Raw genomic sequence first — 21,379 nt, forward strand, 5'->3', positions numbered from 1 at the left:
TGCTCAACTCCCTTCGACGAGCTCGGCGAGCAGGCCCGCGAGCTCGGCGTCGATCTCTCCGGTCCGGTGCCAGAGCCGGAGGTGAAACAACAGGGGTGCCCGGACGTCGACGGGCGGCCTGGTGAGGACCTCGGAGAGGACGCCGCGGACCCCGGCGTCCGTCTCCCACGTCGCGAGCCAGTCGCCCAGCACGCTCCACGCCTCCGGTGTGAGAGCGGCCCCGGTGTCCTTGGTGACGGCCAGGTCCAGGATGTGTCGCCAGAGAGCGACTAGGTCGACGGCCGCGCCGGGATCCGCTGCGAGATCGAGGACCTTGGCCCCTTCGGGAGGGGCGAGCATCCGCACGAACGCGAGAGCCGCGGCGCTTGTGAGGCCAGGTAGATCGCTTTGGGCCGACCATTGGGCGAGGGCGGCGATGATCCTCCTGGTGTTGTCGGGGACGTCGCCGACACCGCTCCGATGGGACGTTCTGTTGCTCCCGAGTTGGTGGATTTGCGCGATAGAGAGGGCGACACGCTGTGGAAAAGCCCGCGCATTGGTCTTCGCGATGGTGGCGAGGGCCCGGAGCGCCTCATCGACCCAGTAGGCGCCCAGCCACGACCCGAGGGCCCGGATGACGACGGACTGTTCTTTGCGGCTGCCTCGGGCCCAGCGTCCTAGGCACTCGAAGACACGCGCGGTCAGATCGGGGTCCTTGGCCGCCGAGCCCAAGGTCCAGGCCGCCAGCTCGTGGGTCAGGTACCGCTCGCTCTGGCACCATGTGCTCAGAAAACGTCGCTGGATGGCAGGGAAGTCGTAGGTCGCCAGCAGACCGATTGCTTGGGCCGCCCGCATCTGGACGCCAGGATCCTTGTCCTCCGTCAGCTGGCCTAGCCAGGTGAGCAGGGGCTCGTGAATCGTGGGCTGTTCCTCCCAGACCACGCGGAGGACGGTTCCGGCCATGCTCGGATCGGGGAAGTCGACAACCTGCCCATCTCCGCCTCGTCTGGGTGACAGCAGAGTGATCTCCGCAAAGCCGAGCCAGTCGCTGAGCTGCTCCCAGACGTGCGGCTGGGGCGGTTGCTCAATCGTCGTCTGCCGAGCCAGCTCCTCCTCGATCAGCGTGGCCAGCTTCACGGTCTGGGCGGCCACGACGGCTGCTGGCGCTCCACGCAACACCGCACTGGCGATCATGAAGCAGCGTGCCCTGCGGGGAGTCTCCACCGCGAGGAGGTCCTGCGCTTTCCGGCGCCGCTGCTCGGGCAGGCTGTCCAAAATCTCGTCGAGCGATCGGTCTTCCAGCAACCCTCTGGCCACCCGCAGGGCGAGCTCTCGCGCCTTGCGGGGGCACCGGTAGCCCGCCAGCGTCTCCCGGACCAGTTCGTCGGCCGCCGTCTTGCCGGCCCACTCCTGGGGATGGGCCTCGCCGCCCTCGTGTAACTCGTGAGCCAGCCAGTTGACGAAAATCTGATCCATCGGTGGCGGCTCGTGGTCGACGGCCCAGTCATGCTCGGGGAACTCGGGGCTGGCCAGGACGACGACGCGGGCGCGGGCTCGTTCGGCCGTCCTCCGGAGGTGCCCAAGCATCTGGTCGGGGCGACCGTTCCAGGTCGCATCGTCGCCGACCTGGAGAAGATACCCAGTCGCCTCGCGCAGGTCGCCCGGAGCGAGGTGGAGAGGGTTCCCGCTCATCTGCAGCCAGGCGAGACGGCCGTCGTCACCGCTCCAGCGTGCGAGGGCGGCCAGGGCGGTGGTCGGCTGACCGGCCCGTGGCTCACCGCGCAGCAGCAGCACATGCTCGCTGTCGAGACGCGCGAGCAGTTCGCCGTACGACTTGGTCGGGACGTGACAGCGCCGGATGACGCCGACCTCGCGTGCCGACACGGCCACAGTGAACACGGCCCTGTCCTCCGCGGTCACGCCGAAGAAGTACTGGTCGCGTCCTGCCGCGTTGACCGTTCCGCCGTCGGTCGCCCGGTGCGAGGCACCTCCGATGTCGTCGCCGCCGATAACGGTGTCGGCGTAAAGCGCGTCGAGGTTCTGCGCGGAGATGCGACTCTGCCGCTTCTGCTCGCTGAGCTCCTCATGCAGGTCACGCTGGGTGTTCTGCTCCGCGCCACCGTCCGGTCCGCGCTCCTTCTCGCCGCGTGTCGGTTCGATGGCCGGGGCTTCTTGCTCCGCCATCAGTGCCCCTCGCGCCAGTTACCTATGATCTGGTCCCGGCCGGGGGCGTTCACAATCCCGTGGCCGTCGGCCCGGTGCGAGGCCCCGCCGATCTGGTCACCGTGGACGATGAAGGGGGTGCGCCGATCCTCCTCGCCATGGCTGGTCTCCGTCGCCGGGCGAGGCACTTGCGATGTGCCGGGCGCTTCAGGGACGAAGGAATCCAGGACGCTGAGCGTGCCGATGTCATGTCCCGGCACGTGCAGGTACGCCGTGCAGGAGTGCTCCTTGACCCGCACCTGGACGGGCCGGTAGGCGTGCGGCTCGCCCAGTCCCTGGCTGATGTAGTCGTCGTACACGCGATCGGAGACGATGAGGGCCAGGTCCGCGGCCGGGCAGGCGTCGAGGGCCCGCCTCACTGGGGCGGAGTCGAGGAGCCGGGCCTGTTGTACGGCGTGGCGGCCGGCGACCCCGTTGGCGGCGCCCAGATGGACGGGGCCGAAGTGGACGGCCATGCGCAGGCGCATGCGCGTCCAGAACGGACCGGCGTGGCGCCGGTTGTACAGGCCGAGTTGCCCGTCCAATTCACGGACGAAGCCGCCGACGAGCACGCCGAGGTGCGCGTGGGGCGGGAGCCAGGAGAACTCGCCGTCCCCTTGGGGCTGACGCTCGGTCCACGTCGACCTGTCGAGACCGGCCTCGGCCGCGGCGGTGTCCAGCACCCGGATGAGGGCTTCCTGAAGGTGAAGTTGCTGCTGGTCGTTGCGCCCACTGTACTTCTCGATGTCCACCGCGATCATCGCGTGAGAGGTGGGCATGGGAGGGTGAGTCATCGTGCCTCCTGGCTGGTCTGTGTCGGCCGCACCACGATGACTCCGGCGGGCTTTTCGCAGCCCGCATTGATGCGGCTTTCAGCCGGGCGATTGGAGTCGCAGGTCGGCGAAGTCGGTCAGGCCGTCGAGGTCCGTGATGATTACGCCCCGGTGCCGTTGCAGCACGAGACCGCGTACGGAGAGGTCGTGCATCGCCTTCTGGACTGTACGTTCCTTGATTCCGATGAGCTCGCCCAGTTCGGCCTGAGTGACGGGCACTCCGATGTCGATGCCCTCGCGGCGGGGCCGCCCGTGCCGTACGGCGAGATCGACCAGGATCCGGGCCAGACAGATGTCGGCCTCGTATCCCGCGAAGTCGAGGCGCCGCCGGTTGGCGAAGCGCAAACGATCGATCGTGACCTGGCTGAGGACGGCGGCGACTTCGGGAGTGCGGGCGAGATGAGCCGTGAAGACGGGACCCTTCAGAACACAGACGAGAGATCGTTTGCAGGTGGTCACCGTGGCCGTTCGCGGGTGGTCGGTCAGAGGGGCCATCTCGCCCACGATGTCGCCGCTCGCCCGGATCGACAAAAGCGTCCTGGAGCCGTTCTCCGTGGACGCCGTGACCTTTACCAGCGCGTCGACCAGCAGGTAGACCGCATGGCCGGGGTCGCCCTCCCGGATCAGCATATGTCGGCTCGGATACGTCAGCAGGGAGCCGAGGCGGAGGAGTTCCTCACCCGCCCGCACCGGGAGCAGGTCGAGGAACGATCCATGTAACCAGGTACGCCGCTCAGCACTCTGCGTCATGCCGACACCTCCAAGCGGGAGTATGACCGGCGCGGTCCGTTGCGTCACCGAGCCCGAGTGCCAAGTCGGCCTTATCCACTCATTACGCCTATAACGTTGTGCGACCGATCTGTCACGCGATGTAATCACATCGGCGATGGGCCGGACCTACTGGCTCCGAAGGAGTGAATATGACGTTCACAGCTATGAACCCCACGTCCATGGCGACCACGCTGGGGTACGGCGCTCAGCACCAGATCTCGCCCCTGCAGCAGCTCGGTCAGCAGATCCCGGCGATGCAGCAGCAGCTGTCGCCGCTGGCGATGATCCAGCAGGAGGAGCACATCCTCCCGCAGGAGCACCTGGTGAGCCCGGTGACCTTCTGGACCAAGGTCGCGCGGTGCAGCGTGCGTTACGGCGCTCCCGCGGCCCGCCAGATGCTGGAGGGCGTGCTCTACCAGCACCAGGTCCGGGAGCAGATCCAGCAGCAGGTTCAGCAGCAGATGCTTCCGCCGCAGGTTCTGCAGGCCCTGCAGGCCATCCAGGCCCAGGCCCAGCAGATCCCGCAGGTTTACGGCCAGCCGTACGCCACCCAGGCGTACGCCCAGCACCCCGGCCAGCAGGCCCTTCAGTTCGGCGCCCCCTCCATCCACGGGGCGTACGGGCAGCAGGTTCCGCTGACCATGCAGCCGCTGTCGCAGGTCTACGGCCAGGCCTACGGCCAGCCGTACGGCCAGCTGCACCAGCAGGCCGCTCAGCAGGTCCCGGTGCCGACCGGTGCCGCACTCTGATCGGAGGAACACCGTGGAGTCGATGGGTCCCGGGATGGGTCCGGTGACGCCCCTGGCCGTGGGAGTCGCGACGGGGCATCCGGCGCCGGTCGCGCCGCTGCAGGCGCACTGTGCCGTGACGCTCCAGCGGCTGTACGGCTGGCTGCAGGCGTCACTCCCGCAGGCGCCCCAGGTCGCGGGGATCGTCCCGCTGCTGGTGCAGGCGGTACAGCTGTACCGGGCCGGGCGGTACGACGCGTGCCTGGCGCAGATCCAGTTCGCGCTCGGCGCCGTCACCCCTGGACGGCCCACGGTTCCACTGCTGTGACGTGATCACCTCGGTGGCCCGGACCGGTCGGCGGCCGGTCCGGGCCCCCGCCGTCCCGAGACCGGCGAAATGTGATGACAGAGCCTGAACTGCCCGCCGCGCCGTACGGGGCGCGGCCGGCCACACCAGCCTGAGCTGGGGAGAGTCGGAGACGTTGTGACCAATAACGACAAGCCCAAGGACGGAAGCGAGGAGCCGCGCCCGGCGTCCCCGCGGGGGCGGCAGGCGTCCCGCCAGGCGCCGCAGCCGGTGGAGTCCCGGCCGCGGCGCTACATGGTGGCCGCGATGCCCCAGCCGCACCCGGCGGCGCCGGGAGCAGCCGCGCCGGCTCTCGACGGCGACACGGTGCGCAGGCTGCTGGAGGACGACCCCGAGGTGCGCGTGCTGCGCCGCCTGCGGGGGACGACGGGGAACCCGGGGGCTCAGGCACCCGGGTTCCCCGCTGTGGTCGTGGCGGAGACGACCGCCGAGCACGTCGAGGCGCTGCGGCGGCAGTATCCGCAGCTCTACTTCGAGCGCGACCGGCTGCTCAGCTACAGCGACGTGCCCCAGCCGCCGCGCAGGCGGCGGCCCGCACCGGCGGTGGTGCCGCCGGGCGTGGAGAGCACGTTCGCCTTCCTGGTCAGGGACGCGGACGGCACGCCGCTGCCCGGCGCGAGCGTCCTGGTGACCGGGCACGGCTGGCCGGCCCAGACGTCCACCGGGGCGGACGGCCGCGCGGTGGTGACGATGGTGGGGGAGACCCCGGAGTCGATCACCGGGGTGACGGTCCGGCCCCGCTCCGGCTACTGGAGCGTCCACATCGACCGCCCCGCCCTGTCCACGACCCGGGACAACCTGATCGAGCCGATGCCCCTGTCGGAGACCTTCAGCGGTTTCCCCGGCAAGCAGGTATTCGGCTGGGGCCAGCAGGCGATGAACCTCGACCGCCTGCCGCCCACGCTGCGCGGCGCGGGGGTCAGGATCGCCATCATCGACTCCGGGGCCGACATACGGCACCCCGACCTCCGTGACCGCGTCCGCGCCGGCGTCGACCTCGTCGGCGGCGAGCCGGACGGATGGTCCGTCGACGCCGCCTACCACGGCTCCCACTGCGCGGCCGTCGTCTCGGGCGCCGACGACGGCCGCGGTGTCGTCGGTTTCGCGGTCGAGGCCGAGGTGCACGCCTGCAAGATCTTCCCGGGCGGGCGGTTCAGCGAGCTCATCGAGGCGCTCGATTACTGCATCGAGCAGCGGATCGACGTCGTCAACCTGAGCCTGGCCAGCAGGCACCACTCCCCGCTCGTCGCCGCGAAGATCGAGCAGGCGCGCGAGGCGGGGGTGGCGTGCGTGGTGGCCGGCGGCAACGACGGAGGACCGGTCGGCTTCCCCGGCGTCCTGCCCGGAGTGCTGACCGTCGCGGCCGTCGGCAAGGCCGACGCGTTCCCGCCCGGCACCGCCCACGAGGCCGAGATCCACGGGCCGCTGACCGGCGACGGCTACTTCTCGCCGCGCTTCACCTGTCACGGCCCCGAGATCGACGTGTGCGCCCCGGGCGTGGCCGTCCTGTCGGCCGTCCCTCCGGACGGGTACGCCGCACTGGACGGCACCTCCATGGCCGCGCCGCACGTCGCCGGCCTCGCGGCCCTGGTGCTCGCCCACCACGGCGACTTCCGGGGCCCCTTCAGCGGACGGGACGCGCGGCGGGTCGATCACCTCTTCCACATCATCAAATCGAGTTGCGTCCCGCTGAACCTCGGCGACCTCCACCGCACCGGCGCGGGGATGCCGAACGCGCTGCGCGCTCTCGCGCCCGCCCTCGCGCAGATCACGCCCGAGCCGGTCGAGGCCGACACGCTGCTCGGGCAGCTCACCGCCGAGATGACCGGCGCGGGACTGCTCGCGTCGGCGGCCTGGGGACCGGGCGGCGACGCCGGGCATCCGGGCCATGGCGGCCAGGCGGGCCCGGGGGCCCATCCCGGCATGGCCGCGCAGGCGGCGTGCGGCGCGGGCACGACGGCCAACGGGCCGGTGCCCGGCGGTCTCGTCACCGGCGGCCCGCGCGGGCGCGCCACGGCGACCGGCGGCGGCGTCCCGCCGGCCGACCAGGGCGGAGCGCCCGGCGGGGCGGGGACACGGGGCAAGCGAGGGGGAACGCGCGCGGCCCGGCCGTACGTCACCGGGCCCGGCGTGGGCCGGACGCCCGGCGGCGCCGCGGGCGACGTCCCGGCAGGTCCCCGTACGGCGAACGGCACGCCGACGGCCGGGACCGGCCCGGCCGGAGGCGAGCAGGCCGCCATGGCCTGGCTGACGGAGGAGATGCGGGCCGCGGGGCTCCTCGGCGACGACCCGGCCGACCCCGCGGAATGAGGACCCCGCGGAATGAGGACCCCGTGGAATGAGGACGCCGCGGTATGAGGACGCCGTGGAATGAGGACGTGCCGCGCGGACTCCCGGGGGCTCGGGCGGAGCCCCCGGGGAACGGGCCGGGGTCTCAGTACGACTCGTAGGCGGGGCCGGCGAGCTGGGCCACGTCCTCCGCGCCATCCCCGATGAGTTTCGCCCCCAGGTCGGCGAGGGCCCGTCCGGCCGCCAGTTCGTCGCCGATCTCGGGCACGGGCCGGTCGGACGGGTTGCGGCGGGCTCGGCCGACGCTCTCGTGGCGTCGTCCCGCGGGCGTGTAGAGCACGGCGGTCGCGGTGGTGACGTCGTCGTTGTCGTCCTCGTTCACGAAGATCTCGACGGTCCAGCGCTTCGATTCCATGTCGGACCACCTCCAGGACTCCAGCATCCCCCCCGGCCGCGCGGCCCCGGCACCGGCCCCGGGCCGAGGACCTACGACCCTGGAGGGGCGCGGCCGCCGGTGGTGACATGGAGAAGGTTCCAGGTCGGAAAGGCCAGTGCGGAAGGAAGGAGCGCCCATGCCCGGCCCGATCATCGTCGGCACCGACGGTTCGCCCGCCGCGACGGCCGCCGTGCGGTGGGCCGCGGACGACGCCGCCCGCCGCGGCTGCCCGCTGCGCTTCGTCTCCGTCGTGGACCACTGGGCGTACGGCATCCCGAAGTTCCCCGCCTCGGGCGGCGACCCGCTCACCGCGCACGCCGAGCGGGCGCTTTCCGCCGCGGAGGCAGTGGCCCGCGAGCGGCAGCCGGACGTGGAGATCAGTACGGAGATCATCGAGGGCATCCCCTCCCGCGTCCTGCGGGACAAGGCCAAGGAGGCCGTCGAGATCGTGCTCGGCAGCAGGGGACTCGGCGGCTTCGCCGGCATCGTCGTCGGTTCGGTCAGCACCCACGTCGCCGGGCACGCCCCCTGCCCGGTCGTCGTCGTACGGCCCGGGTGGAGCGGCGAGAGGGGGGAGGTCGCCGTGGGCGTGGACGACTCGCCCGAATGCGAGCCCGCCCTGGCGTACGCCTTCGAGCAGGCCAGGGCGCACGGCGACGCGCTGCGCGCCGTGCACGCCTGGCAGTTGCCCGCCCATCCGCTCGCGCCCGAGATCACCTATGACGTGGAGGAGGTGCGCGAGGCCCGTCAGCGCGTGACGCGGGAGAAGCTGGCGGACCCGCGGAGGCGCTATCCCGAGGTGCCGGTGCGCGAGGAGATCGCCTACGGGCATCCGGTCGACGCGCTCGTCCAGGCGTCACGTGGTGCCGACCTGCTCGTGGTCGGCTCCCATGGCCGGGGCGCGCTGGGCTCGGCGATGCTCGGCTCGGTCAGCCGGGGAGTGCTGCACCACGCCGAGTGCCCGGTCGCCGTCGTACGGTCCCCGTCGGCGCCCTGAGCCTGCCCCGAGCCTGCCCTGAGCCGGCGGGCCCTACGCCGGCCCTGAGCCGAGCGAGCTCGGGCCCGTCCGCGCGGTGCGGACGGGCCCGGCGTGGGCGCTTCAGCTCTGCTGCTGCCCGGCTCCCGGCTTCTCGATCGGGATTCGCTTGCGCTCCTCCCGCTCCTCGGCGAGCCGCACGCTCACCTCGAGGAGTCCCTTGTCATAGGTCGCCTTCACGTCGTTCTCGTCCACGTTCGGCGGCAGCACGACCGACCGGGTGAAGGCTCCGTACCGGAACTCGGTGCGGTGCGCCTGCCGCTCCTCGTGGCGCCGTTCGGCGTGGATGGTCAGCACACCGTTCGACACGCTGATCTCCACGTCCTTGTCCGGGTCGATCCCGGGCAGTTCGGCGCGCAGCACGTACCGGTCGTCCTTCACGTAGTCCTCAAGCCGCATCTGCTGCCCGGCCATCGGCCGGAGCGCGGCCATCGGCGCCTCCAGCAGGTCGAACAGGTCGGGAACGAGACCTCTGGACTCCCGTCTCATCGGAACGCTCATGCCTGTCACCTCCGTCCGGCAAGACTCATCATGAGAGAAGTACCCGACAGAAATCAGACAAATCGCCACGGCTGGGCCGCTGTCCGGTTCGTGATGCAGGATGGTGATCATGCTGCCAGAACGGCTTCATCAGGGCACCGGCCCCGGCCCGATCACTCCGGACGGGTGCGCGGTCGACTACTACGCGACGCTCACGCCGGCCGGCGAACCCGAGATCGTCCACGCCGCGATACCGGAGGGTGCGGCGATCCTCGAACTCGGCGCGGGGGCGGGCCGGATCACCCACGCCCTCCTCGCGCTCGGCCACGAGGTGGTCGCCGTGGACGAGTCGCCCGAGATGCTCGCGCACATCCACGGGGCGGAGACGGTCCTGTCCCGCATCCAGGACCTGTCGCTGCCCCGGACGTTCGACGTGGTCCTGCTGATGTCGTACGTGATCGACACCGCCGACGACGACCTGTGCCGGGCGTTCCTGCGGACCTGCCGCCGCCACGTCGCCCCGGACGGGTGCGTGATCCTCCAGCGCCAGCCGCCCGAGTGGTACGACACGGTGGGGCCGTCGGAGACGCGCGGCGACGGACGGGTGATCCGGATGACGGACGTGAGCCGGCCCGAGCCGGATCTGCTCGACGCGACGATGGAGTACGTCGTGGGGGACCGGCGATGGACGCACACGTTCGTCAGCAGGCGCCGCACGGACGACCGGTTCGAGGAGTTGCTGCGCGAGGCCGGGCTCTCGATGGAGGGCTTCCCCGGCGGGGATCGTGGATGGGTGCGGGCGGTGCCGGCATGACGCGACCGGCCCGGGGCGAAAGGAGCGCGTGATGAGGTTCGTACGAGAAGGCGAGATCAAGGCCACCCGGCCGGGACCGGACAGGTTCACCGACGGGGTGTGGGAGGCGGAGGCGCTGAAGGAGGTGGAGCCGGACGGCCTGCGCGCCCAGCGTTTCTCCTACGACCCGCAGGCCCGCTCGGGCTGGCACACCCACGACGGGGAGCAGGCGCTGTACGTGCTGTCGGGACGCGGGGTGGTGACGCGCTGGGGCGAGACCAAGGGCACGCTCATCGGGCCGGGCGACTGGGTCCACGTGCAGCCGGGCGAGAAGCACTGGCACGGCGCCGCCGACGACGACACGCTGGTGCACATCGCCGTCACGGCGAGCGGCAAGACGCACTGGCACGGGCCGGTGACCGACGAGGAGTACCGCGCCGGCCTGGGCTGAGCGGCGGCCGGGCGGCTTCGGCGGCCGTCGGCCCGGCCCCGAGGGTCCCCTCAGGGAGGTCGGCGTGCGGGTCCGTTCCTGACGCGCCTCAGTCGGTGACGATGACGAGGTCGGCCCGGGAGCGCACGTGATGGCGGGCGTAGTACCGCTCCTCCTGCTCGGCCCAGCGCCGCCAGTGGGGCGCGTACAGCTCGCCGTCGCGGGCGAGCGCCCGCGCGCGGCGGACCTCCTCACCGGCCTCCAGCCACACCAGCCCGCTGAGGTACGGCCCCGCCTCGCGGGCGCCGCAGCCCACGCCCTCGATCACGACGGCGTCCGCCCCGGCGATCTCGTGCCATTCGGCGTACCGGCCCCGCGTCCAGTCGTAGCGCCGCCAGCGTGCCCGGCCCCCGCGGCCCAGGGGACGCAGCACCCACTCCAGCAGGGCGTCCACCCCGGCCTGCAGGCCGTCCCAGCCGTCGTACAGGTCGTCCATGCGGACGACCGGCGCGGTGAGCGCCGCGGCCACGGCGGCGGCCAGCGTCGACTTGCCCGCACCCGAGCGTCCCTCGACGGCCAGGACGCGGATGCCGGCCCCGCGGGCGGGCCGCGTGCGCAGCCAGCGCGCGACGGCGGCGGGATCGGGGGTCACGCGCGCCGAGCCTAATGGAGCACCGGCGTGCCGACCTCCATCACCCCTGACGAGGGCTGAGTCCCGCCATGGACAGGCCGAGCAGTCGCTGCGCGTCGGCGGCGGGATCCGGGTGGTGTTCCGTGGCCAGGGCGATGCCGGTGATCAGGGCGAGCAGGTCGCCGGTGGTCACGCCCGGTGCCACCGCGCCGTCATCCGCGGCGCGGCGCACCAGCGGGCCGCCCGCCTCAGTGAGCTGCGCCGAGCAGCAGTGCTCCTGCGCCGCGTCGGGGCCGGCCGCCCGGTCGCGGGTCAGCGCGGTGGCCAGCCCACGGATGGTCGCGGCGTCCGCGAGGACGGCGCTCAGCCATTCCAGCAGCGCGGCCCGGGTGTCGGCCCTGCCGGTCAGCTCGCGGGCGTGCGCGCACAGGGTTTCGACCCGCTCGCGGAAGACCGCCTCCAGCAGCGACTGCCGATTGGGGAAGTGCCGGCGCACCGTGGCCGATCCGACTCCCGCGGTGCGGGCGATCTGCTCCAGGGACGCGTCGGGGCCCTCCGCGGCGATCGCCTCCTTTGCCACGGCGAGCAGGCGCGCGTAGTTGCGCCGGGCGTCCGCACGCTGGACGGGCATGGTGTCACCTCATCGATTGCTAAGTGGCGGGGTCCGCCGTATTGTACCGAAGCATAAACGGCGGGCCCCGCCGTTTCTATGCTCGCCCTAGGAGGGCCTCATGGCAATCGATTCCGCACCCGTTCTGGTCACCGGCGCCACCGGCCAGCAGGGGGGCGCCACCGCCCGTGCCCTGCTGGCGAACGGCGTCCCTGTCCGGGCACTGGTCCGCGACCCCGCGACCGAACGAGCGAGGGCGGTCGAAGCACTCGGCGCCGAGCTGGTCACCGGCGACCTCCGCGACCGTGACTCCGTGATCAGGGCCGCGCGAGGAGCCCGGGCCGTCTTCTCGGTGCAGATGCCGCCGTTGCGGGCAGGCGCCTTCGACTTCGAGGGCGAGCTGGTCCAGGCCGTCAACCTGGTCGAGGGCGCGCTGGCCGCGGGCGTGCCGCAGTTCGTGCACACGTCAGTCACCGGCGCGGGGCAGCACACCGAGGCCCCCGGCTGGGCCGAAGGCCGCTGGGCGTCGCTGGAGCCCGCCCTCGCCGCCAAGGCCGCCGCCCAGGATCGCGTGCGTGAGGCGGGCTTCACACACTGGACGATCATCAAGCCGGGCTTCTTCATGGAGAACTTCCTCCCGTCCGCGGCGTACCTGCTTCCCCGCGGCGTCGAGGGGGGCATCGTGACCGTGCTGAAGCCCGGGACCCGGCTCTCCCTCGTCGCGGTCCACGACATCGGCGCGGCGGCCGCCGCTGCCTTCGCGGCACCGGAGCGGTTCCACGGCGTCGAACTGGAACTGGCCAGTGATCACCGGCCGATGAAAGAGATCGCCGCGGTCCTCTCCCGGGCTCTGCGCACCGAGCTGACCGCGCCCGACATGACCGCGGAGGAGGCGGTCGCCGCGGGGATGCCGGGCTACGGCGTCGCCGCACACGAATTCCTCAACGTGGTCGGTCAGTCCGCCCGCCCGGAGTACGCGCGGGCCCTCGGCATCCCGCTCACTACCTTCGAGGACTGGGCGCACGAGCGCCTGCGGGCCGTGGCCTGACGCCTCCCGGGACGGCCGGGGGTGGTCGCGCAGCGGCCCGGAGGGGCCGTCCGGTCCCTCCGGGCCGCTCGTGGAAGCCCTTGCCCGCCCTCGCTACACGCCGGCGCGGGTGGGGCGGCGGATGTCGCTGCTCTGCTCCTGCCACTCGGGGGTCTCCTGCCCCTTCTCCTGGGCCATCTCCTCCATCCGCAGGGCGACCCCCATCGCGAAGAAGGTCGGCGCCCACTCGCCGACGAACAACGCCCAGCGATCGGCGCGTTCGATGCCGGCCGCCTCGTACTTGTTCGAGACGATCCATGAGGCGATCGACATGCCGATCGACCCCAGAGCGGCGCTGTACATGTGATTGGAGCGCAGTCCCATCTTGTGGAGTGTCCTGATCATGCGTGTCCCCCTTGTGGTGATTTGCCCCGATTCGGGGCGTACCCGGCCTGTCCGCACGTAACCCGGCCGGTCCCACGACGCCGTGCGATACTCGCGACCGCGCATGAGGCGGGGACGGCTGGGTAGCCGTCCAGCCGGACCAGGAGGGTAGTCATGGAAGTTCTGGGCATCGACGTCGGCGGTTCCGGGATCAAGGGCGCCACGGTGGACACGGCCGCCGGCGTGCTCACCCGGGAGCGCCTGCGCATCCCGACGCCGCGGCCCGCCGCGCCGGGGGCCGTCGCCCAGGCCGTACGCGAGATCGCGGAGCACTTCTCCTGGACCGGCCCGATGGGCGTCACCTTCCCCGGAGTGGTCCTCGACGGGGTCGTCAGGACGGCGGCCAACGTGGACAAGTCGTGGATCGGCGTGAAGGGCGCCGACCTGTTCGGCGAGCAGACGGTCGTGCTCAACGACGCGGACGCGGCCGGCGTCGCCGAGATGACCTTCGGCGCGGGCCGGGACCGGCACGGGGTCGTGCTCATGCTGACCTTCGGCACCGGGATCGGCAGCGCGCTCTTCGTGGACGGCACGCTGGTGCCCAACACCGAGTTCGGCCACATCGAGATCCGCGGCAAGGAGGCCGAGCACCGCGCCTCCGATCGGGTGCGCGAGGAGGAGGACCTGGGCTGGGACAAGTGGGCCCGGCGCGTGGAGGAGTACCTCAGGCACATGCGCGACCTGCTGTCGCCCACCCTGATCGTCGTCGGCGGGGGCGTGAGCAAGAAGGCCGACAGGTTCCTGCCGTACGTCGATCTCGGGGACACCCCGGTGGTGCCCGCCGTGTTGCGGAACGAGGCCGGGATCATCGGCGCGGCGATGGCCGCCGCGGGGGCCGCGCGCATCCCTTGAGCGATAGAAGTCCCTTATTCCTACCTGGACAGCGGGTAATATCGCTGCCATGATGATCCCATGAGTTCCTCGGGGAGGTTGACCCAGCGCCGGCACATCGACCTGCTGCGCGTCTGCGCCGCCGCCTGTTGACGACCGCGGTCACCACCGTCCGGTACGCCACGAGGCAAGGAGAGGGGCATGTCCCACCAGAACGTGATCGACTTTGTGGAGCGCAGGCGCGAGCAGGGCCACGAGCCCCCCGACCTCGGACAGGGGTCCGTGCTCGGCGTGCTGCCGGTGCCGGAGACCGGCGCCGTGCTGATGATCGTGGGCTACCTGGTGCCCGCCGCGGTCGCGGCGGACGCGCCGGAGCCGCCGGCCGCCGCCCTGCAGCGGCGGGCGGCCCCCGGCGAGGAGGAGCTGGTCCTGGACCGGGCCGCGCGGGTGGCCCGGGCCGACGGCGAGGAGATCGAGCTGACCTTCCGCGAGTTCGAGCTGCTCGACTACCTCAGCTCGGCCCCCGGCCGGGTCTACAACCGCCGCCAGCTCATGGCCGCCGTCTGGGACCGGTACGACGACGAGGGCGGCCGTACGGTCGACGTGCACGTCCTGCGGCTGCGCCGCAAGCTGGGCCGGCACGCGGGCCGGATCGTGACGGTGCGCAACGTGGGGTACAAGTATCAGCCGTCGCGCCGCCGCTGACACCGCCAGGAAAGGGCCGCCGGAAAAACGGCTGGCAGATCGGCGGGGGGTGTTGCCTATCCTTGAGCATGGAATGAACACGCTCGCCGATCTCCAGGCCCGCCTCCCCGACCTGATGCTGCGCGACCAGCGCAGGCTGCGCCGCCGTCTCGACGGCATGCGCCGGGTCCGCGACCGCGCCGCCCGCCAGTCCGTCGTCCAGGAGATCGCGGGGGACGTGGAGGCCGCGGAACGCCGCGTGGCCGCGCGCCGCGCGGCCCTTCCCGCCCTCAGCTACCCTCCCGAGCTGCCGGTCAGCCGGCACAAGGACGACCTGCTCACAGCGATCAGAGACCATCAGGTCGTGATCGTGGCCGGTGAGACCGGCTCGGGGAAGACCACCCAGATCCCCAAGATCTGCCTGGAGCTCGGCCGGGGGGTCCATGGCCTCATCGGCCACACCCAGCCGCGCCGCATCGCCGCCCGCACGGTCGCCGAGCGCATCGCCGAGGAGCTGTCGATCGAGCTGGGGGAGGCGGTCGGCTACAAGGTCCGCTTCACCGACCACTCCAGCGACGGGACGCTGGTCAAGCTGATGACCGACGGCATCCTGCTCGCCGAGATGCAGACCGACCCGCTGCTGCTGCAGTACGACACGCTGATCATCGACGAGGCGCACGAGCGCAGCCTCAACATCGACTTCATCCTCGGCTATCTCAAGCAGCTCCTCCCCAAGCGGCCCGACCTCAAGGTGGTCATCACCTCCGCGACCATCGACCCCGAGCGGTTCGCCCGGCACTTCGCCCGACCGGGCGGGGAGCCGGCGCCCGTGATCGAGGTGTCCGGACGCACCTATCCCGTGGAGGTGCGCTACCGCCCCGTCGACGAGGACGACGACCAGACCCAGGCCATCGTCGACGCCGTGGACGAGCTGTGCGCCGAGGGGCCGGGCGACATCCTGGTCTTCCTCAGCGGCGAGCGGGAGATCCGCGACACCGCCGACGCGCTCAAGGGCCGTCCCGAGGAGGTCCTCCCGCTGTACGCGCGGCTGTCGGCCGCCGAGCAGCACCGGGTCTTCCAGTCCCACCGGGGCCGGCGGATCGTGCTGGCCACCAACGTCGCCGAGACCTCGCTGACCGTTCCCGGCATCAAGTACGTGGTCGATCCGGGCACGGCGCGGATCTCCCGCTACAGCCACCGGCTGAAGGTCCAGCGGCTGCCGATCGAGCCGATCTCCCAGGCGTCGGCCAACCAGCGCAAGGGCCGCTGCGGCCGTACGTCGGACGGCGTGTGCATCAGGCTCTACTCCGAGGAGGACTTCCTCTCCCGGCCGGAGTTCACCGACCCCGAGATCCTCCGTACGAACCTGGCGAGCGTCATCCTGCAGATGACCTCGCTGGGCCTGGGCGACATCGCGGCGTTCCCGTTCGTCGAACCGCCGGACAGCCGTCAGGTCAGGGACGGCGTCAACCTGCTGCTCGAGCTCGGCGCCCTCGCGGACAAGGTCGCGGGCCGGGAGGCGGGGAAGGGCACCCAGCTCACGCCGCTCGGGCGCAAGCTGGCCCAGCTTCCGGTCGACCCCCGCCTCGCCCGGATGGTGCTGGAGGCGGACAAGAACGGCTGCGCCCGTGAAGTGATGATCGTCGCGGCCGCGCTGTCGATCCAGGACCCGCGCGAGCGGCCGGCCGACAAGCAGCAGGCGGCCGACGAGAAGCACCGACGCTTCGCCGACAAGGAATCGGACTTCCTGACCTACCTCAACCTCTGGAACCACCTCCGCGACAGGCAGAAGGAGCTGTCGTCGAGCGCGTTCCGGCGGCTGTGCAAGGCCGAATACCTCAACTACCTGCGTGTGCGCGAGTGGCAGGACATCGACAGCCAGCTCCGCCAGGTGGCCAAGACGCTGGGCATCGTGCCCAACAGCGTGCCCGCCGACCCCCAGCGGATCCACCAGTCGCTGCTGGCCGGCCTGCTGTCGCACATCGGGGTCAAGGACGTCGTCGAGAAGCGCAGGCAGGACGGCCGCAGGCCGATCACGGAGTACATCGGCGCCCGCAACGCCCGCTTCGCGATCTTCCCCGGCTCGGCCCTGGCCAAGGCCCAGCCGCAGTGGGTGATGTCGGCCGAGCTGGTGGAGACCTCCCGGCTGTGGGCCCGGGTCAACGCCAAGATCGAGCCCGGCTGGATCGAGCCCCTCGCGCAGCACCTGGTCAAGCGCACCTACAGCGAGCCGCACTGGGAGAAGGACCAGGCCGCCGTCGTCGCGCTGGAGAAGGTCACGCTGTACGGCGTGCCGATCGTGACCGAGCGGAAGGTCAACTACGGCCGCATCGACCCCGAGCTGAGCCGGGAGCTGTTCATCCGGCACGCGCTGGTCGACGGCGACTGGCGCACCCACCACAAGTTCTTCCACGAGAACCGCAAGCTGCTCGAGGAGGTCGAGCAGCTGGAGGAGAAGGCCCGCCGCCGCGACATCCTCGTGGACGACGAGACGCTGTTCGACTTCTACGACCAGCGGATCCCGGCCGACGTGGTCTCGGGCAGGCACTTCGACAGCTGGTGGAAGCAGGCGTCGCGGGAGACGCCCGAGCTGCTGACGTTCTCGCCGGAGATGCTGGTCAACGACAGCGCCGGGGTCAGCGCCAGGGACTACCCCGACGCCTGGCGGCAGAACGGCCAGCGGATGCGCCTGACCTACCGCTTCGAGCCCGGCGCGGTGGAGACCGGCGAGGCCGACGGCGTGACCGTCCACATCCCGCTGGCCGTGCTCAACCAGGTCGACCCGACCGGCTTCGACTGGCAGATCCCCGGCCTGCGCGAGGACCTCGTCACCGCGCTCATCCGGTCGCTGCCGAAGAACCTGCGCCGCAACTTCGTGCCCGCCCCCAACTACGCCAAGGCCGTGCTGGAACGCGTACGGCCCGGCGGCGAGCCGATCCTCGGCGCGCTGGAGCGCGAGCTGCGGGCGCTGACCGGGGTGGAGGTGCCGCGCGACGCGTGGGCCCTCGACCAGCTCCCCGCCCACCTGCGGATCACCTACCGGGTGATCGACGACCGCAAGCGCACGGTGGACGAGGACAAGGACCTGGAGGCGCTCAAGCGGCGGCTCGCGCCGAAGCTGCGCGCCACGCTGTCGAAGGCCGCCGACGACCTCGAACGCGACGGCCTGCACGGCTGGACGATCGGCACGCTGCCGAAGGTGTTCGAGCAGGGCAGGATGCGGGCCTACCCGGCCCTGGTGGACGAGGGCACGAGCGTCGCGGTCCGGATGTTCGAGACCGAGCGCGAGCGCGACAGGGCCATGTGGGCGGGCACCAGGAGGCTGCTGCTGCTCAACGTGGTCAATCCGGCCAAGGCCATCCTGCGGACCCTGACCACCGCGCAGAAGCTCGCGCTCAGCCGCAGCCCGCACGGCGGGGCCGCCGCCCTGTTCGACGACTGCACGGCGTGCGCCGCCGACACGCTGATGGCGGGGGCGGGCGGGCCCGTCTGGGACGAGGCCGGGTTCGAGCGGCTGCGCGACCACGTGCGCGCCTCGCTGTTCGAGACGACCGAGGAGGTCGTCTCGCGCGTGGAGCGCGTCCTGGCGGCCTGGCACGCCGCGCAGAACCGGCTCGGCGCGCTGGGCGGCGGCGTGGCCGATCTCAGGGCCGACATCGCCGACCAGCTCGACGGGCTGGTGCACGACGGGTTCGTCACCGAGACGGGCTACGACCGGCTGCCGGACGTGCACCGTTATCTGCGGGCGGTCGAGCGCCGGCTCGACAAGCTCCCGGACGACCCCCACCGCGACCGTGAGTGGATGCACCGCGTGCACGACGTCGAGGACGAGTACCGTGACCTGCTCGACCGGCTGAAGCCCGCCGAGCGGGACGCCAAGGCCGTACGGGACGTCCGGTGGATGATCGAGGAGCTGCGGGTGAGCTTCTTCGCCCAGCAGCTCGGCACGCCCACCCCGGTCTCGGAGAAGCGCATCCGCAAGGCCATGCAGCAGGTCGAGTCCGCCGCCCGGGCCGGCTGATCTGAGCCTTTGACCTGGGCGGCTGGTCTGTGCGGCCGGGTCTCCGTTCAGCGACCCAGGGCGGCGCCGATCAGCGCGCGGGGGTCGGCCGCCCCGGCGAGCACGCCCGACGGGAGTAGGTCGATCAGGTGGGCGTGGCCGAAGTTGGAGCCCCACTCCACCGTCTCGACGGCGTGCCCGCGCTCGCGCAGGCCGTCCGCCCACGGCGCGCCCTCCTCGACCTCCACGACGGGGGCGGACCGCCAGGTGTCGAAGCCGGTGCCGCTGCCGAGCGCCCAGCGCGGCGCGGCGATCGCCTCGCCGGGCGTCTGGCCGTGCGCGAGCAGGCGGGTGACCAGCTGCAACAGGATCTGCGGCTGCGCGTCCCCGCCCATCGTGCCGAGGACCGTGCGCAGCGTCCCGTCCGGCCGGGTGACCAGCGCCGGGCACAGCGTGTGGGGCGGACGGCGGCCCGGGCCGTACTCCGCGGGATGGCCGGGCGTGAGCGAGAAGCCGATGCCGCGGTTGTGCAGGTTGATTCCGGTGCTGGGCTCGAAGAGCAGGCTGCCGAAGCCCGACGCGTTCGACTGGATGAGCGAGACGCCCATGCCGTCCCCGTCGACCACGCACAGGTACGTCGTGTCGCCAGGCCCGGCGGGAGCGTCGGGCAGGGGGGAGCGCCGCTCGGGGTCGACCAGCGCGTGGCGGGCGGCGGCCGTGCCGAGCGGCGCGGCGGCGGCCTCGTGGAGGACGTCGAGCCGGTCGTGCCCGGCCGCCCTCGCCGACTCCACCAGCAGGTGGGCCCAGCGCGGGTCGGCCGGGTCGGCGGGCGGGCCGAGCTCGGCGAGGATCTCCAGGGCCAGCAGGAGCAGGTAGCCCTGGGAGTTCGGCGGAACGGTCCAGATCCGGTGCCCGAACACCTCGACGCTCAGCGGCTCCACCCAGTCGGCGTTCGGCCGGGCCAGGTCCTCCTCGGTGTACTCGCCGCCGCCCAGCTCCAGCAGGCCCTTGCCGAACTCGCCCTGGTAGAACGCCGCACGGCCGCCCTCGCCGAGCGAGGTGAGGGCCCTGGCGACGCCGGGCCTGCGGATCACGTCCCCGGCGCGGCGGGCGGCCGCGAAGTCCCCGGCTCCGGGCAGCGAGCCGATGAATTCCCCGCCCGGGGCGAGCAGCGGCGAGGCGGGGAAGCCCTCCGACGCGAGGCGGATCGCGGGGGCCAGCAGGTCGGCGAGCGGCAGGCGGGCGTACCGCTCATGCAGCGCCAGCCACCCGTCGGCGCAGCCGGGCACCGGGACCGAGCGGATGTCGTACAGGTGGGGCATCCGGCCGAGGCCCTCCGCCCGCAGCCGGCCGGGATCGGCGCCAGAGCCCGCCCGCCCCGAGGCGTTGAGCGCGCTCACGGTTCCGTCGTGGACGAGGGCGAACAGGTCGCCGCCGAGACCGCACATGTGCGGGGCGGTGACCGCCAGCACGGCGTTGGCGGCGATGGCCGCGTCCACGGCGTTGCCGCCTTTGTCGAGCATGGCGACGCCCGCCGCCGAGGCCAGATGATCGACCGTGCACACCATGCCGTTCAGGGCATACCGAGTCTCGCTCACGTTCGGCGATGTTACGGCACACCATAGAGTGGCTGCCGTAACAGGACGAAGGGGAGAGGCGGTCATGGTCCGGGCGCTCGTGTTCGACGTGGGAGAGACGCTCATCGACGAGACCCGGATCTGGTCCCGGTGGGCCGACCGGCTGGGCGTGCCGCGCTTGACCTTCATGGGGGTGCTCGGCGGCATGGCCGCGCTCGACCGGAGCCACCGGGAGGCGTTCGAGCTGATCAGGCCGGGGATCGACCTCGACGCCGAGATGGAGGCGTGGCGGCGCGAGGACACCGGCGGGCTGCGCGAGAACTTCGACGCCGACGACCTCTACCCGGACGTGCGGCCCGGCCTCGCGGCCCTGCGGGAGGCCGGCTACGACCTGGTGGTGGCGGGCAACCAGCCGCCCCAGGCGTACGACGCGCTGGTCGCGATGGACCTGCCGGTGGACGGGATCCACACCTCGGCGGGATGGGGAGTGGAGAAGCCCGATCCCGCGTTCTTCGCCAAGGTCGCGGCGGTCTGCGGCCATGAGCCGGGGCAGATCCTGTACGTCGGCGACCGCCTCGACAACGACGTCCTGCCGGCCGCGCGGGCCGGGATGCGTACGGCCCTGCTGCGCCGGGGGCCCTGGGGCTACCTGCACTCCGAGCGCCCGGACGCCGCCCGGGCCGACCTCGTCGCCGACGGCCTCGCCGACCTCGTCCACCTGGTCCCCACGCTCGGCTGAACCGCCGCAGGTCGCGCGGCTGATCAGGGGCGCAGTCGGCGGGCGAGGAGTTCGCGCAGCGCGCCGGTCTCGTCACCGAGGCGGTTGAGCGACGCCAGGAACTCCTCCGGCTGGTCGAGAAGGCCGAGCATCCGGGCGGACACGGCCTCGCGGGCGGTGCGGCCCGCCTCGACCGCGGCCCTGCCGTGCGGCGTCAGCTCGATCATTCGTGCCCGCTGGTCGCCGGGGTCGGCCCGGCGTGCCACGTAGCCGATGCGCTCCATCTCGGCCGCCACCTTTGAGGCGCCCTGAGGGGTCATGCCGAGCAGCCCGGCCAGGTCGGACACCCGTACGGGGCCGGTGAGCAGGTGCTGGAACACGTAGCCGTGCACGGTGCGCACCTGGTCGTGCCCGGAGGCGGCCATCAGGGCGCGCACCTCGGCGTCGCAGGCCGCGGCGAGGGCCGTGAACAGCAGGGTCAGATCGCTTGACACCACCCTCGGATGCTCCAAT

Annotated in this window: 21 protein-coding genes; 11 read left to right on the forward strand and 10 right to left on the reverse strand. The window is 72.1% G+C overall.

Annotated features, from left to right (window positions below):
• Positions 1–3: 3 nt before the first annotated feature.
• From QSK36_RS01495 to QSK36_RS01505, 3 genes are all read right to left on the reverse strand, one after another.
• A complete protein-coding gene (locus tag QSK36_RS01495; protein WP_285781063.1) occupies positions 4–2,163 on the reverse strand; it encodes a hypothetical protein in 2,160 nt (719 codons plus the stop codon).
• The gene (locus QSK36_RS01500; RefSeq protein ID WP_285781064.1) at positions 2,163–2,975 is read right to left on the reverse strand and encodes a hypothetical protein; all 813 of its coding nucleotides are present in this window, start codon (positions 2,973–2,975) and stop codon (positions 2,163–2,165) included. The genes QSK36_RS01495 and QSK36_RS01500 overlap by 1 nt, the downstream gene beginning before the upstream one ends.
• A 78-nt stretch (positions 2,976–3,053) precedes the next feature.
• Positions 3,054–3,764: a Crp/Fnr family transcriptional regulator gene (locus tag QSK36_RS01505; RefSeq protein WP_285781065.1), complete on the reverse strand. Its 711-nt coding sequence runs from the start codon at positions 3,762–3,764 to the stop codon at positions 3,054–3,056.
• Positions 3,765–3,934: 170 nt separating this feature from the next.
• Between QSK36_RS01505 and QSK36_RS01510 the strand changes: the two genes are divergently transcribed.
• The 3 genes from QSK36_RS01510 to QSK36_RS01520 all read left to right on the forward strand — a co-directional run bounded on the left by QSK36_RS01510 (position 3,935) and on the right by QSK36_RS01520 (position 7,190).
• A complete protein-coding gene (locus tag QSK36_RS01510; protein ID WP_285781066.1) occupies positions 3,935–4,534 on the forward strand; it encodes a hypothetical protein in 600 nt (199 codons plus the stop codon).
• Positions 4,535–4,556: 22 nt separating this feature from the next.
• Positions 4,557–4,841 carry a hypothetical protein gene (locus QSK36_RS01515; RefSeq protein ID WP_183536078.1) on the forward strand — a complete coding sequence of 95 codons (285 nt, stop codon included), beginning with the start codon at positions 4,557–4,559 and terminating at the stop codon, positions 4,839–4,841.
• Between the two features lie 156 nt (positions 4,842–4,997).
• Entirely contained in the window at positions 4,998–7,190 is a 2,193-nt protein-coding gene (locus tag QSK36_RS01520; RefSeq protein WP_285781067.1) for a S8 family serine peptidase, read from the forward strand.
• A gap of 124 nt (positions 7,191–7,314) precedes the next feature.
• On the opposite strand, the gene QSK36_RS01525 is transcribed toward QSK36_RS01520, so the two are convergent.
• Positions 7,315–7,584: a DUF1876 domain-containing protein gene (locus QSK36_RS01525; RefSeq protein ID WP_139580661.1), complete on the reverse strand. Its 270-nt coding sequence runs from the start codon at positions 7,582–7,584 to the stop codon at positions 7,315–7,317.
• A gap of 157 nt (positions 7,585–7,741) precedes the next feature.
• Here QSK36_RS01525 and QSK36_RS01530 point away from each other — a divergent pair, with 157 nt between their 5' ends.
• Complete coding sequence (locus QSK36_RS01530) at positions 7,742–8,602, forward strand: universal stress protein (protein WP_285781068.1); 861 nt, start codon at positions 7,742–7,744, stop codon at positions 8,600–8,602.
• A gap of 102 nt (positions 8,603–8,704) precedes the next feature.
• Here the strand turns inward: QSK36_RS01530 and QSK36_RS01535 are convergent, their stop codons facing one another.
• The gene (locus QSK36_RS01535; protein ID WP_183536084.1) at positions 8,705–9,142 is read right to left on the reverse strand and encodes an Hsp20/alpha crystallin family protein; all 438 of its coding nucleotides are present in this window, start codon (positions 9,140–9,142) and stop codon (positions 8,705–8,707) included.
• 109 nt (positions 9,143–9,251) lie between these two features.
• On the opposite strand from QSK36_RS01535, the gene QSK36_RS01540 reads away from it, so the two are divergent.
• Entirely contained in the window at positions 9,252–9,935 is a 684-nt protein-coding gene (locus QSK36_RS01540; RefSeq protein WP_285781069.1) for a class I SAM-dependent methyltransferase, read from the forward strand.
• Positions 9,936–9,966: 31 nt separating this feature from the next.
• Entirely contained in the window at positions 9,967–10,365 is a 399-nt protein-coding gene (locus QSK36_RS01545; RefSeq protein ID WP_285781070.1) for a cupin domain-containing protein, read from the forward strand.
• Positions 10,366–10,453: 88 nt separating this feature from the next.
• On the opposite strand, the gene QSK36_RS01550 is transcribed toward QSK36_RS01545, so the two are convergent.
• Both QSK36_RS01550 and QSK36_RS01555 read right to left on the reverse strand, forming a co-directional pair.
• Positions 10,454–10,996 carry a nucleoside/nucleotide kinase family protein gene (locus tag QSK36_RS01550; protein ID WP_285781071.1) on the reverse strand — a complete coding sequence of 181 codons (543 nt, stop codon included), beginning with the start codon at positions 10,994–10,996 and terminating at the stop codon, positions 10,454–10,456.
• A gap of 40 nt (positions 10,997–11,036) precedes the next feature.
• Positions 11,037–11,606 (reverse strand): TetR/AcrR family transcriptional regulator, encoded by a 570-nt coding sequence (locus tag QSK36_RS01555; protein WP_285781072.1) that lies wholly within the window; start codon positions 11,604–11,606, stop codon positions 11,037–11,039.
• 100 nt (positions 11,607–11,706) lie between these two features.
• On the opposite strand from QSK36_RS01555, the gene QSK36_RS01560 reads away from it, so the two are divergent.
• Positions 11,707–12,633, forward strand: a complete 927-nt coding sequence (locus QSK36_RS01560; RefSeq protein ID WP_183536091.1) for an NmrA family NAD(P)-binding protein — start codon at positions 11,707–11,709, stop codon at positions 12,631–12,633.
• A 93-nt stretch (positions 12,634–12,726) separates the two neighbouring features.
• Here QSK36_RS01560 and QSK36_RS01565 read toward each other — a convergent pair whose 3' ends face one another.
• Positions 12,727–13,017: a hypothetical protein gene (locus QSK36_RS01565; RefSeq protein WP_182901490.1), complete on the reverse strand. Its 291-nt coding sequence runs from the start codon at positions 13,015–13,017 to the stop codon at positions 12,727–12,729.
• 153 nt (positions 13,018–13,170) lie between these two features.
• Between QSK36_RS01565 and ppgK the strand changes: the two genes are divergently transcribed.
• The 3 genes from ppgK to hrpA all read left to right on the forward strand — a co-directional run bounded on the left by ppgK (position 13,171) and on the right by hrpA (position 18,592).
• Positions 13,171–13,908 carry a polyphosphate--glucose phosphotransferase gene (gene ppgK, locus QSK36_RS01570; protein WP_182901489.1) on the forward strand — a complete coding sequence of 246 codons (738 nt, stop codon included), beginning with the start codon at positions 13,171–13,173 and terminating at the stop codon, positions 13,906–13,908.
• Positions 13,909–14,088: 180 nt separating this feature from the next.
• Positions 14,089–14,592, forward strand: coding sequence for a winged helix-turn-helix domain-containing protein (locus QSK36_RS01575; protein WP_183536093.1), 504 nt, complete (start codon positions 14,089–14,091; stop codon positions 14,590–14,592).
• A gap of 73 nt (positions 14,593–14,665) precedes the next feature.
• Positions 14,666–18,592, forward strand: coding sequence for an ATP-dependent RNA helicase HrpA (gene hrpA / locus QSK36_RS01580; RefSeq protein ID WP_285781073.1), 3,927 nt, complete (start codon positions 14,666–14,668; stop codon positions 18,590–18,592).
• A 47-nt stretch (positions 18,593–18,639) separates the two neighbouring features.
• Here the strand turns inward: hrpA and QSK36_RS01585 are convergent, their stop codons facing one another.
• Entirely contained in the window at positions 18,640–20,169 is a 1,530-nt protein-coding gene (locus QSK36_RS01585; protein ID WP_285781074.1) for a gamma-glutamyltransferase family protein, read from the reverse strand.
• A 64-nt stretch (positions 20,170–20,233) separates the two neighbouring features.
• Between QSK36_RS01585 and QSK36_RS01590 the strand changes: the two genes are divergently transcribed.
• A complete protein-coding gene (locus QSK36_RS01590; RefSeq protein WP_285781075.1) occupies positions 20,234–20,887 on the forward strand; it encodes an HAD family hydrolase in 654 nt (217 codons plus the stop codon).
• 23 nt (positions 20,888–20,910) lie between these two features.
• Here QSK36_RS01590 and QSK36_RS01595 read toward each other — a convergent pair whose 3' ends face one another.
• Entirely contained in the window at positions 20,911–21,363 is a 453-nt protein-coding gene (locus QSK36_RS01595) for a MarR family winged helix-turn-helix transcriptional regulator (RefSeq protein WP_285781076.1), read from the reverse strand.
• Between the last annotated feature and the right edge of the window lie 16 nt (positions 21,364–21,379).

Origin of the sequence: Microbispora sp. NBRC 16548, assembly GCF_030268985.1 — a bacterium.
Taxonomy (GTDB): Bacteria; Actinomycetota; Actinomycetes; order Streptosporangiales; family Streptosporangiaceae; genus Microbispora; species Microbispora catharanthi.

What these genes read in the sequence shown, in the direction of transcription:
- ppgK (WP_182901489.1), top strand. Translation starts at nt 13,171, where the DNA reads ATGGAAGTTCTGGGCATCGACGTCGGCGGTTCCGGGATCAAGGGCGCC.
- QSK36_RS01540 (WP_285781069.1), top strand. Translation starts at nt 9,252, where the DNA reads ATGCTGCCAGAACGGCTTCATCAGGGCACCGGCCCCGGCCCGATCACT.
- QSK36_RS01555 (WP_285781072.1), bottom strand. Translation starts at nt 11,606, where the DNA reads ATGCCCGTCCAGCGTGCGGACGCCCGGCGCAACTACGCGCGCCTGCTC.
- QSK36_RS01505 (WP_285781065.1), bottom strand. Translation starts at nt 3,764, where the DNA reads ATGACGCAGAGTGCTGAGCGGCGTACCTGGTTACATGGATCGTTCCTC.
- QSK36_RS01525 (WP_139580661.1), bottom strand. Translation starts at nt 7,584, where the DNA reads ATGGAATCGAAGCGCTGGACCGTCGAGATCTTCGTGAACGAGGACGAC.
- QSK36_RS01545 (WP_285781070.1), top strand. Translation starts at nt 9,967, where the DNA reads ATGAGGTTCGTACGAGAAGGCGAGATCAAGGCCACCCGGCCGGGACCG.
- QSK36_RS01575 (WP_183536093.1), top strand. Translation starts at nt 14,089, where the DNA reads ATGTCCCACCAGAACGTGATCGACTTTGTGGAGCGCAGGCGCGAGCAG.
- QSK36_RS01590 (WP_285781075.1), top strand. Translation starts at nt 20,234, where the DNA reads ATGGTCCGGGCGCTCGTGTTCGACGTGGGAGAGACGCTCATCGACGAG.
- QSK36_RS01535 (WP_183536084.1), bottom strand. Translation starts at nt 9,142, where the DNA reads ATGAGCGTTCCGATGAGACGGGAGTCCAGAGGTCTCGTTCCCGACCTG.
- hrpA (WP_285781073.1), top strand. Translation starts at nt 14,666, where the DNA reads ATGAACACGCTCGCCGATCTCCAGGCCCGCCTCCCCGACCTGATGCTG.
- QSK36_RS01565 (WP_182901490.1), bottom strand. Translation starts at nt 13,017, where the DNA reads ATGATCAGGACACTCCACAAGATGGGACTGCGCTCCAATCACATGTAC.
- QSK36_RS01500 (WP_285781064.1), bottom strand. Translation starts at nt 2,975, where the DNA reads ATGACTCACCCTCCCATGCCCACCTCTCACGCGATGATCGCGGTGGAC.
- QSK36_RS01510 (WP_285781066.1), top strand. Translation starts at nt 3,935, where the DNA reads ATGACGTTCACAGCTATGAACCCCACGTCCATGGCGACCACGCTGGGG.
- QSK36_RS01495 (WP_285781063.1), bottom strand. Translation starts at nt 2,163, where the DNA reads ATGGCGGAGCAAGAAGCCCCGGCCATCGAACCGACACGCGGCGAGAAG.
- QSK36_RS01560 (WP_183536091.1), top strand. Translation starts at nt 11,707, where the DNA reads ATGGCAATCGATTCCGCACCCGTTCTGGTCACCGGCGCCACCGGCCAG.
- QSK36_RS01515 (WP_183536078.1), top strand. Translation starts at nt 4,557, where the DNA reads ATGGGTCCCGGGATGGGTCCGGTGACGCCCCTGGCCGTGGGAGTCGCG.
- QSK36_RS01530 (WP_285781068.1), top strand. Translation starts at nt 7,742, where the DNA reads ATGCCCGGCCCGATCATCGTCGGCACCGACGGTTCGCCCGCCGCGACG.